The organism is Cardiobacterium sp. (genome assembly GCF_057314735.1).
Genome location: NZ_DBHKZK010000035.1, coordinates 1 through 9907, shown reverse-complemented (window position 1 = coordinate 9907; position 9907 = coordinate 1). Strand labels below are relative to the sequence as shown.

Below are 9907 nucleotides of genomic sequence, written 5' to 3'. Positions count from 1 at the left end.
CCGCATTTTGCGTAGGTACCCGGGGGAGGATTGGGGAGGGGGTGAGCGATATTATTGGTGAGCCGAAATTCCAATTTTTCAATTGTTTGCTGCCTTCACCCCAATCCCTCTCTCGCTACGCGAGCAGATACTTGTCCCAGAGGGACTGGAACAGCTCGCGCAGCGACAAGCATTGCTTGTGAAGCAAGGGAGGGGGGCTTATCCGTTGAATTGCAAACAGCCTCTAGATCTGGTCAAACGCGACTTCAGCGCGAATCGGCCAAATCCAGCTGTGGGTGGCAGACTTCACTTCACCCGATACGGCTGCACTTGCACCACCTTCGTTATCAACGTACACAGCCGCTATATCGTCGGCTGGCGGGTGATGCATAGCATGGAGACAACGTTGGTGTTTGATGCGCCGGACGGGCTGATGCACCACAGCGACCGGGGCAACCAATACCTGTCACTACGCTACAGCAAACGGCTGGAAGAAGCGGGCGTGAAAGCATCAGTAGGTACGGTCGGCGACACGTATGACAACGTACTGGCGGAAAGCATCATTGGCCTGTACAAAACGGAAGTGATTGCAAGACAAGGCTGGCGTGGCGCAGGCGACGTTGAACTTTCGACGCTGGAATGGGCGGACGGGTTCAACCAGCGCCGTTTACCAAGCTCCATCAGTTATAACCCCGCCAGCAGACTATCGCCAAGAGGGCGGGTTAGGCAAAGCTGCCTGATCCAATCAATCCGTCCTCCGATATGTGGGGCGGTTCATTCAGCTTGTTGAGTCTCTCGTTGTGCGAGCTGTTCCAGTCGCTCGTGCCTTGCTAACCCAATCTACGAATTGCTCCGTCCCGGGGGAGATGTGTTCACTCCTGGCCGTTTTCTGTAGAGAGATTGCGCATTTGTAGCAGGATTTCGGCAGCGGCCCTGCCTTCGGCGGTGAGGCGGACGTTCGGGTCGATGGCATTACGCGGTTCGATGAGTTTTTGCGCAAGCAGTGGTTCGGCCAAATCTGCCGCCTCCAGTTCGTCCCATGTGACCGGCGTGGCGTTGGGGTCGGCGAGTTCCCCCAGCAAGGTAAAGAGGCGCAGCGAACGGGTGCCGCCGCCGTCTTCGTCCCAAACGCTGTCTTCGCCGTATTGTGCCGGGGATTCGCCGACTTTTTTGCTGATGTCGCCGAACCAGACGCCTTCGTCTTCTTCTTTGACCTGACGGATTTTTTCGATTTTGATGCGGTGTATCCAGTCGTCGCCAAAGTCGAACCAGTAGTAGATGTTGTCTTTTTCGGCCAGGCGGGCATCGTCCAGGGTGTATTCGGCGGCAAGGTGTTCGGTGTACTCGCCATCAGTCTCTTCTTCGTCGGCAAAGAGGTCGTCCAGATCCATGATTTCCCGCGAAACGGTTTCTTTGCAATCCTGAAAGAGGTAGTCGCCGCTTTTCGGTTCTTCTTTGCGGGTGAGGTAGAAGCGGTAAAGGTGGTCGTCTTCGCGGTCAAAGGCGTCGAAGATGAGTTCGTGCAGGTTGGCGAAGGTGGCGTTGCCGCTGATTTCGATGATGCGGTGCAGTTTGCTCATCGGTTGGGCGCGCGCGCCGACGAGCCAGACTTTCAGGCGGTAGAGGTTGAGGGTAGGCATGGGAACTCCGGGGTTGGGGAAAGGGGTTTATGGATGTGGGCAGTTATTGTACCGTCCAAGGCAGATTATTTTGCGAGAGGCTGGAAATGCACGTTACTTTGGGGTGGGGGTCAATGGCTTTGAGTTTTTGTCTTAATTTATCCTGTACATCGCGTATGTTTATGGCGTGTGGTCTTAATCTGCTTGTGCTAGTGGGCTGTTCGAGATGAAGGATTATTCTAATACACCGCTTTTGCAAAAAAGCCTTGGAAAAGTCTTTTTCATTAGAATTTGTGGCATTGATTCGTGTAGCGACCAAACCTGCCAGCGTATCGCGAACTTTGAGCGCAATTTCATCGGCAAGGTCTATTGGCTTACTTCTTGAGTGTTGACGGTAGTCCTTGATTTCTATCATCCAGGCGTTCTGCTCCAAATAACATAATAGATCGACAGCCTTGTTGTCATGGTAACAACGGTTTTGGAACTGGTTTTTGTAAAATACCCAGTTATCATATTTTTCAGCTTTGACCTTTTGGCCAAAGGTAAACGTCAGGTTTCCTTCTTGAATTATGGTCATTTTATTGACGGTTTGAACTGTCGGTATCAGGGGGATATAAATCTGCTGCTATCATAAAACGGTCTGATTGTAGCAGTTCTTCATCCAGCATGATGAGGGTCTGGATATCTGCAATGTCGCTGCTTTGCTCCAGTTTTGTTTCTCCTTTATCTACAAACAGGGCAAACCAGCGGTGTTGAGGCGGGACAGCTTTGTTTTCTGCCAGCAGGATTTCCAGTTCGCGGAGCAGAAACAGTGAATGCGTGGCGAGAAATATTTGTACGCCGGAATGGGCAATGGCGACAATAACGTTTGCCAGTACTTTAATCAGTTTGGGATTGAGATTGGCTTCGGGTTCATCCCAGAACAAATAACCCTGTTTCAATAAAGTGCCGGTACTGATTAACCGCGCCAACATTGCCAGTTTCCGTAATCCTTCGGCTACCAGCGGTATTTCCATTTTTCCTTCACCGGATATTTGTAGATAAAATCTACCTGTTTTGGCATCAACAAGAACTTTGCCTTCCATTGCTTCTTCTAAAGGCGCTAGCAATTGGGCGGCATCTTTCTCACGGGGGCCTTTAATAGAAGGATTTCCCAAGAGCGAGACGGTATCTCGCCAGGTCTCTTCAAATTCCAGATGGTAATTGTCATATAGCGATAAAAACCACGGGCACAGGGTAATGAGTTCACGAGTTGGAAGAAAGGCCGGAGATTGGGGCAGTTTTTTTCTTGGGAGGCGAATAATTTCTACTTGGCTTTTTGCACTACTGGCAAATCCGATAGCTGCGCTATAAGAACTGTCACCCATTGTTATCGCTATTTCACAGCGTTCCCGTCCTTGTTTGCGTTTAACCAGTCGTCCCAAACTTTCCGGGCGAAAAACCGCAATCAGTTTTTCGGCATAGGTTTTTTCCAATACGGTTTTGGATAGCTCTTTGGCATCGGTCTGTACTTTTAACAGGGTATAGAGTGCTTTGAGTACATGCGATTTACCCAACCCGTTTTCACCCACGATAATATTAATGCCTGCTGCAAATTCCCATTTTGCGTTCGGTAGGCGGGTGAAGTTTTTAAATTCTGCGTATTTAATCATGGTATTCCGGTTGAAAAATTGCCCTTTCCTGTACGGGAAAGGGCATTTTCAGGTTGATTCGCAAGGATTTAGACATACCGCCGGGTTTCGCCGCCGTGCGCGACGTTTTCCACGCAGCGCGGGCAGAGCCCGGGGTAGGCGGGGTCGCTATTGACGGTCGGCAAGATGTGCCAGCAGCGTTCGCATTTGTCGCCTTCGGCTTTTTTGACGGTGACGCTGAGCGCGTCGCCTGGTTCGAGGGTGACGGCGGAGGTGATGAAGAGGAAGCGCAGTTCGTCGCCAAGGCGGGCGAGATTTTGGTAGGTCGCCTCTGGTGCGGTGATGTGCAGCGCTGCTTCGAGCGAGCCGCCGATGAGGCCGTCTTTGCGCGCGTTTTCCAGGGCGATGTTCACTTCTTCGCGCACGCGGATGAGGTCCGCCCAGTAGGCGGCGTCAAAGGCGCTGTCGTAGCCGGTGAGGCCGTCGTAGAAGCGGGTGAGGAAGACGGATTCTTCGCGGTCGCCCGGCATGTGTTGCCAGATTTCTTCGGCGGTGAAGCTCAGGATGGGGGCGAGCCAGCGCACCATTGCTTCGAGGATGTGCCAGATGGCAGTTTGTGCCGAGCGGCGGGCGCGGTTGTCGGTGGCGACGGTGTATTGGCGGTCTTTGATGATGTCGAGGTAGAAGCCGCCCATTTCCACTGCACAGAAGTTGAAGAGTTGCTGGTAGATGAGGTGGAATTCGTAGTTTTCGTAGGAAGCGATGATGGCTTGTTGCAGCGCGTTGGCGCGGGCGATGGCGTAGCGGTCGAGCGGCAGCAGTTGGTCGGTCGGCACCGCGTGTTTTGCCGGGTCAAAGTCGTGCAGGTTGGCGAGCAGGAAGCGGCAGGTATTGCGGATGCGGCGGTAGGCGTCGGCGCGCTGTTTCAGGATGTTGTCAGAAAGGCTGACTTCGGCGCTGTAGTCGGCGGACGATACCCAGAGGCGGAGGATGTCCGCGCCGAGGGTGTTGATGACTTTTTGCGGCTCGACCACGTTACCGAGCGATTTGCTCATTTTGCGACCGCTTTCGTCAACGGTGAAGCCGTGGGTGAGCAAGCCCTTGTAGGGCGGGTGGCCGTCGATGGCGCAGCCGGTGAGCAGCGAGGAGTGGAACCAGCCCCGGTGCTGGTCGCTGCCTTCGAGGTAGAGGTCGGCGGGGTAGCCGATGTCGTCGCGTTGGCGCAGTACGGCGTAGTGGGTGGTGCCGGAGTCGAACCAGACGTCGAGGACGTCGTTGAGTTTTTCGTAATGTGCGCAGTCGGCGGCGGGGATGAGGTCTTCCAGCGCGAGGGTGAACCACGCTTCGATGCCGTCTTTTGCGATGACGGCGGCGGCTTTGTCCATGATGTTGAGGATGTCCGGGTGCAGGTCGCCGGTGTCTTTGTGCTGGACGAAGCAGAGCGGCACGCCCCAGTAGCGCTGGCGGGTGATGCCCCAGTCGGGGCGGTCGGCAATCATGTTGGTGAGGCGGCTGCGTCCCCATTCGGGGGTGAAGCGCACGTGTTTCAGGCCGTCGAGCGCGGTCTGGCGCAGGCCGGCTTTGTCCATGCTGATGAACCATTGCGCGGTGGCGCGGTAGATGGTCGGGCTGTGGTGGCGCCAGCAGTGCGGGTAGCTGTGGCGGATGGCCTCGTAGTGGACGAGGCGGTCTTGGTCGCGCAGCAGCTGGACGATTTTCGAGTTGGCCTTGAAGACGTTTTCACCGGCGAAGTAGGGGGTGTCGCTGCTGAAGCTGCCGTCGGGCAGGACGGGGTTCAGTACGTCAATGCCGTAATGGCGGCAGATTTCAAAGTCTTCGACGCCGTGCGCGGGTGCGGTGTGAACGCAGCCGGTACCGGCATCAAGGGTGACGTGCTCGCCGTTGATGAGCAGCGAGTCGCGCTCAATGAAGGGGTGGGCGAGGACGAGGCGGTCGAGCGCGGTGCCTTTGGCGGTGCCGTGCACCGTCCATTGTTCTTTCACGCCCCAGCGCTCGCGCACGCTGTCAATCATCTCTTGCGCGATGACGAACCAGCGTCCTTCGCCCTTGATGAGGGCGTAGTCGTAGTCGGGGTGGACGCTGACGGCGAGGTTGGCGGGCAGCGTCCACGGCGTGGTCGTCCAGATGATGACGTCCACCGCAGGCGGGACAACGTCGCTGCCCATGCGCCGCGCCAGCTCCGCCGGGTCGCGCACGGCAAAGCGGACGTCGATGGAATCCGAGGTTTTGTCTTCGTATTCCACTTCGGCTTCGGCGAGCGAGGAACGGCAGTCCAGACACCAGTTCACCGGCTTGAAGCCGCGCACCACATGGCCACGGGCGACGATTTCACGCAGGGCGCGGACGATGCCCGCTTCCGTCTGCGGCTGCATGGTCAGATACGGATGCGCCCAGTCGCCGAAGACGCCAAGGCGGATGAAATCGGCTTTTTGCAATTCGACCTGGCTCGCTGCATAGTTGCGGCAGGCGGCGCGGAATTCGGTGGCGCTGACCTTCGCGCCCGGTTTGCCGATTTGCTGCTCCACTTTCTGCTCAATCGGCAGGCCGTGGCAGTCCCAGCCGGGAATGTAGGGGCTGTTAAAGCCGAGCAAATGGCGGGATTTGGTGATGATATCTTTCAGGATTTTGTTAAGCGCATGGCCGACGTGAATGGCACCGTTGGCATAGGGCGGGCCGTCGTGGAGGATGAATTTCGGCGCATCGGCGAAGGCGGCGCGCTGCTTGCCGTAAATATCGGCCTTTTCCCAGAAGGCGAGCATTTCCGGCTCGCGCTGCGGCAGGTTGCCGCGCATCGGGAAGGCGGTTTCGGGGAGGTTCAACGTATTTTTATAGTCTGCCATGAGGGAGTTCCTGATTGATAAAAGCGTGGGCGCGGGCGATGTCGTCGCGGATTTGCGCCTGAAGCGCGGCGGCGTCGGCAAAACGGCGCACCTCGCGCAAATAATGGCGAATGTGAACGCGCAGCGTCTGCCCGTAAAGCGCGGCGTTCTGCTCAAAAACATGCACTTCCAGCTTGCGGCGGATGCCGCCAAAAGTGGGCGTGGTGCCGACATTGGCGACGCCCCAGTGCCAGGCGCCCGGCTGCGGGGGCGCTACTTGTACCACATAGACGCCATCCGGTAAACACCACGCCGCAGGCAGGTGCAGGTTGGCCGTCGGCGTCTGCAATGCGCGGCCACGACCGTCGCCGTGATGCACCTTGCCGGTAAACGTAAGGTCATGACCGAGCAGATCGCGCGCCTGGGCGAGGTCATGCGCGGCGAGCGCGGCGCGGATGCGCGAACTGGAAATGCGTCCGCCATCGGCGCGGACCGTTTCGAGCGCCTGCACGCGGAAGCCATATTCGGCGGCAAAGCGCTGCAACAAGGCAAAATCGCCGCGCCCGCGATGGCCGAAGCGGAAATCGTCACCGACCAACAAAAAACGCAGCCGCAGCGGCAGCAAATAATCGCGGACAAAATCCTCCGGCGCCTTGCGCATCAGCGCATGGGTGAACGAGAGCAACAGCCAGTGCGGCAAGCCCGCTTCGGCGAGCCAATGGGCGCGGTCGCGCAGGGGCGTGAGCAACGACGGCGGTTCGCCCGCCACCAGCGCCTTCGGATGCGGGAAAAAACTGAGCAGCACCGGCGCGAGATTGTCGCGTGCCGCTTGCGCCAACAGCGTCTGCAAAATGGCCTGATGGCCACGGTGCACGCCGTCAAAATTGCCGATAGTAAGCGCGACGGGCTGCGGCAGCGCCAACTGCCGCTGCCAACGGTGAATCTGCATGAATCCTCGCGGGTGAAAAAGCGCGCATTATAGAGGACGGCGGGGGAAGCGGTTTACATACAGGGTAGCGGGGAAGGTGTATGTAAACGGCCTTGGCCGTCGCAGGGCGTGGTTACAATTGAAAAATCCCCCTCCCCTGCAGGGCGAAGCCCGCAGCGGGGGAGGGTCGGGGAGGGGGTGAGCGGTATTATTGCAAGAGACAGAATGGCGATTTTTTACGTTTGCTGTCCCACCCCAGCCCTCCCCCACAGGGGGAGGGAGCATATCGGCGGTTTATATACAAGCGTCGTAGCCGACACGCACGCGGTGAAAAGCCAAAATGCGTGCCTGCGGCACACATCCTGCAGCCGCTTGCGATTTGCTGACCGGTCGTAGGGTGGGGCTTGCCCCACCATCATGAAAGGTTCGGCATTGAAGTGTTGCATGGACATCGAGGTATGCAGGCGCACCCCACCCCCGTCCCCACAGAGGGAGGGGGGTACCTGTATCGGTGATTTACATACACGATAGCGGGGAAGGTGTATGTAAATGGCAGGGCTTATGCCAGCGCCCGCAATTGCGCCAACAGCGGTGCGAGGTCATAACCGCAGGCGGCGGCGCGGGCGAGGATTTCATCAACATTGCCGCCCGCCGCCGCTTCGCCCAGCGCCCAGACGGTGGCGCTGCGCATCCCGCTTTTGCAGAACATCAGCGTCGGCGTGCTGCCTTTGAGCGCGTCCCGCGTGGCGGCAACGGTCTCTGGCGGGAACTGTCCGCCCGCGACCGGCAAATGCAGCGTGCGGATGCCAAGCGCGTTCGCCGCCGCGGCGATGTCGGCAAAGGCGGGCTGGTCTGGCGCTTCGCCGTCGGGGCGGTGGCAGATGATTTGCGCGATGCCCTGCGCCTTGAGCGCAGGCAGGTCGTCGGTGTGGATTTGTGCGCTAACGTAAAGCGCGGGTTTCAGGGTTTGCATCGGCTACTCCAGGTTGTGAAAACGCGGATGATAGCGCGGGCGGGTGGCCGGAAAATAGGCAAAAATTTTTACTATCACGCCGGTCATTCACTTTTCATGCCGCAGCAACACGACTATAATTTCGCCAATCCTGCACGAAAATCCACACGGACAGGGTTGAAATCCACACTTCTAAAACCAAGGTGAACATCTATGGCAGTCCAAACCCCCAATACCATTGACCTTTTCTCTATCGGCATTCACAAACGCGCCTTCCGCAACCTTTCCCCCTCCGCGCTCTACAAACTGGCGCTGGAAGCGAAGGACGATTCCGCCATATCCTCAACCGGCGCGCTGATTTCCTTCTCCGGCGCAAAAACCGGACGTTCACCGAAAGACAAACGCATCGTCAAAAACCCCGCCTCCGAAAACGACATCTGGTGGGGCAAAATCAACATCCCCTTTGCCGCCGCTTCACACAAGGCCAACCGCGAGCTGGCGGTGCGCTATCTCAATGAAGCGGAAAACATCTATGTGCTGGACGGCTACGCCGGCTGGGACGAAAAATACCGCCTGAAAGTGCGTGTCATCACCACCCGCCCGTACCACGCGCTCTTTATGCACAATATGCTCATCCGCCCGACCGACGCGGAACTCGCAAACTTCGGCGAGCCGGATTACGTCATCTACAACGCCGGCCACCGCCCCGCCGACCGCACCGTGGAAGGCGTGACCAGCACCACCTCCGTCTCCCTCTCCTTTGAAGATCGCGATATGGTCATCCTCGGCACCGAATACGCGGGCGAAATGAAAAAAGGCGTGTTCACCATCATGAACTACCTCATGCCGAAACAGGGCGAGCTTTCCATGCACTGCTCCGCCACCGCAGAACAAGGCGGCGAGCGCTCTGCCGTACTGTTCGGCCTCTCCGGCACCGGCAAAACCACACTCTCTGCCGACCCGAACCGCAACCTCATCGGCGACGACGAACACGTCTGGACCGAAGACGGCGTCTTCAACATCGAAGGCGGCTGCTACGCCAAAGTCATTGACCTCTCCGCCGAAAAAGAGCCGGAAATCTTCGGCGCCATCAAATTCGGCACCGTGCTGGAAAACGTCGCTTACGACGAACACTACGTCGTCCAGTACGACTACACCCCGCTGACCAGCAACACCCGCGCCAGCTACCCGATCGAATACATCAGCAACGCGCGCATCCCCTGCAAGGCAGGCCAGCCGACCGACGTCGTCTTCCTCACCTGCGACGCCTTCGGCGTCCTGCCGCCGGTGTCCAAACTGAGCCCGGCGCAGGCGATGTACCACTTCATCAGCGGCTACACCGCCAAAGTTGCCGGCACCGAAGTGGGCGTCACCGAACCGGAAGCGACCTTCTCCGCCTGCTTCGGCGCACCGTTCATGGTCTGGCACCCGGCCAAATACGCCGAGCTGCTCGCCGAAAAAATGAAAAAACACAACACCAACGTCTGGCTGATTAACACCGGCTGGGCGGGCGGTGCCTACGGTGTCGGCGAACGCATCAAGCTGAAATACAGCCGCGCCATCATCGACGCCATCAATAGCGGCGAACTGGCGAAAATGCCGACCGAAGCCGACCCGGTCTTCGGCTTTGCCGTCGTCACCGAATGCCCGAATGTGCCTTCAGAAATCCTGAAACCGCGCAATGCCTGGGCAGACAAGGCCGCCTACGACGCGCAGGCGAAAAAACTGGCGAAGATGTTCAACGACAACTTCGCTCAATTCGCCGACGGCGCCAGCGCCGAAGTGAAAGCCGCCGCGCCGAAAGCGTAAATCACCGCTTTTTGCGCGTAAGAAAGCCACCGCAAGGTGGCTTTTCTCTTGTGGGAACACCTGTGGCTGTTTCGTCTGGTAAACGGCTACGCTAAGAGCGTGTTCATTGTCTCAGCCTCTGCTGTAAACTATCGGCATGAACAGAAAAA

Annotated in this window: 7 protein-coding genes and 1 pseudogene; 2 read left to right on the top strand and 6 right to left on the bottom strand. The window is 57.8% G+C overall.

Features of this window, described 5'->3' with window-relative positions; translation table 11 throughout:
- Positions 1 to 220 precede the first annotated feature (220 nt).
- Positions 221 to 769: pseudogene (locus ACO54Z_RS04020) on the top strand (DDE-type integrase/transposase/recombinase); the annotation flags it as partial.
- Positions 770 to 851: 82 nt separating this feature from the next.
- On the opposite strand, the gene ACO54Z_RS04015 reads toward ACO54Z_RS04020, so the two are convergent.
- The 6 genes from ACO54Z_RS04015 to ACO54Z_RS03990 form a co-directional block, all read right to left on the bottom strand.
- Positions 852 to 1619 (bottom strand): IS1096 element passenger TnpR family protein, encoded by a 768-nt coding sequence (locus ACO54Z_RS04015; protein WP_485995860.1) that lies wholly within the window; start codon positions 1617 to 1619, stop codon positions 852 to 854.
- 43 nt (positions 1620 to 1662) lie between these two features.
- Positions 1663 to 2175: a cysteine--tRNA ligase gene (locus tag ACO54Z_RS04010; RefSeq protein WP_298080631.1), complete on the bottom strand. Its 513-nt coding sequence runs from the start codon at positions 2173 to 2175 to the stop codon at positions 1663 to 1665.
- Between the two features lies 1 nt (position 2176).
- Positions 2177 to 3250 carry an AAA family ATPase gene (locus ACO54Z_RS04005; RefSeq protein ID WP_298080630.1) on the bottom strand — a complete coding sequence of 358 codons (1074 nt, stop codon included), beginning with the start codon at positions 3248 to 3250 and terminating at the stop codon, positions 2177 to 2179.
- Between the two features lie 68 nt (positions 3251 to 3318).
- Positions 3319 to 6090, bottom strand: a complete 2772-nt coding sequence (gene ileS, locus ACO54Z_RS04000; RefSeq protein WP_485995859.1) for an isoleucine--tRNA ligase — start codon at positions 6088 to 6090, stop codon at positions 3319 to 3321.
- Positions 6077 to 7018 carry a riboflavin biosynthesis protein RibF gene (ribF, locus tag ACO54Z_RS03995; protein ID WP_485995858.1) on the bottom strand — a complete coding sequence of 314 codons (942 nt, stop codon included), beginning with the start codon at positions 7016 to 7018 and terminating at the stop codon, positions 6077 to 6079. Before ribF ends, ileS begins: the two co-directional genes overlap by 14 nt.
- Before the next feature lie 538 nt (positions 7019 to 7556).
- On the bottom strand, positions 7557 to 7970 hold the full coding sequence (locus ACO54Z_RS03990) for a protein tyrosine phosphatase family protein (RefSeq protein ID WP_485995857.1): 414 nt from the start codon (positions 7968 to 7970) through the stop codon (positions 7557 to 7559).
- 192 nt (positions 7971 to 8162) lie between these two features.
- Here ACO54Z_RS03990 and pckA point away from each other — a divergent pair, with 192 nt between their 5' ends.
- A complete protein-coding gene (gene pckA / locus ACO54Z_RS03985; protein WP_485995856.1) occupies positions 8163 to 9758 on the top strand; it encodes a phosphoenolpyruvate carboxykinase (ATP) in 1596 nt (531 codons plus the stop codon).
- The last annotated feature ends 149 nt before the right edge of the window (positions 9759 to 9907 follow it).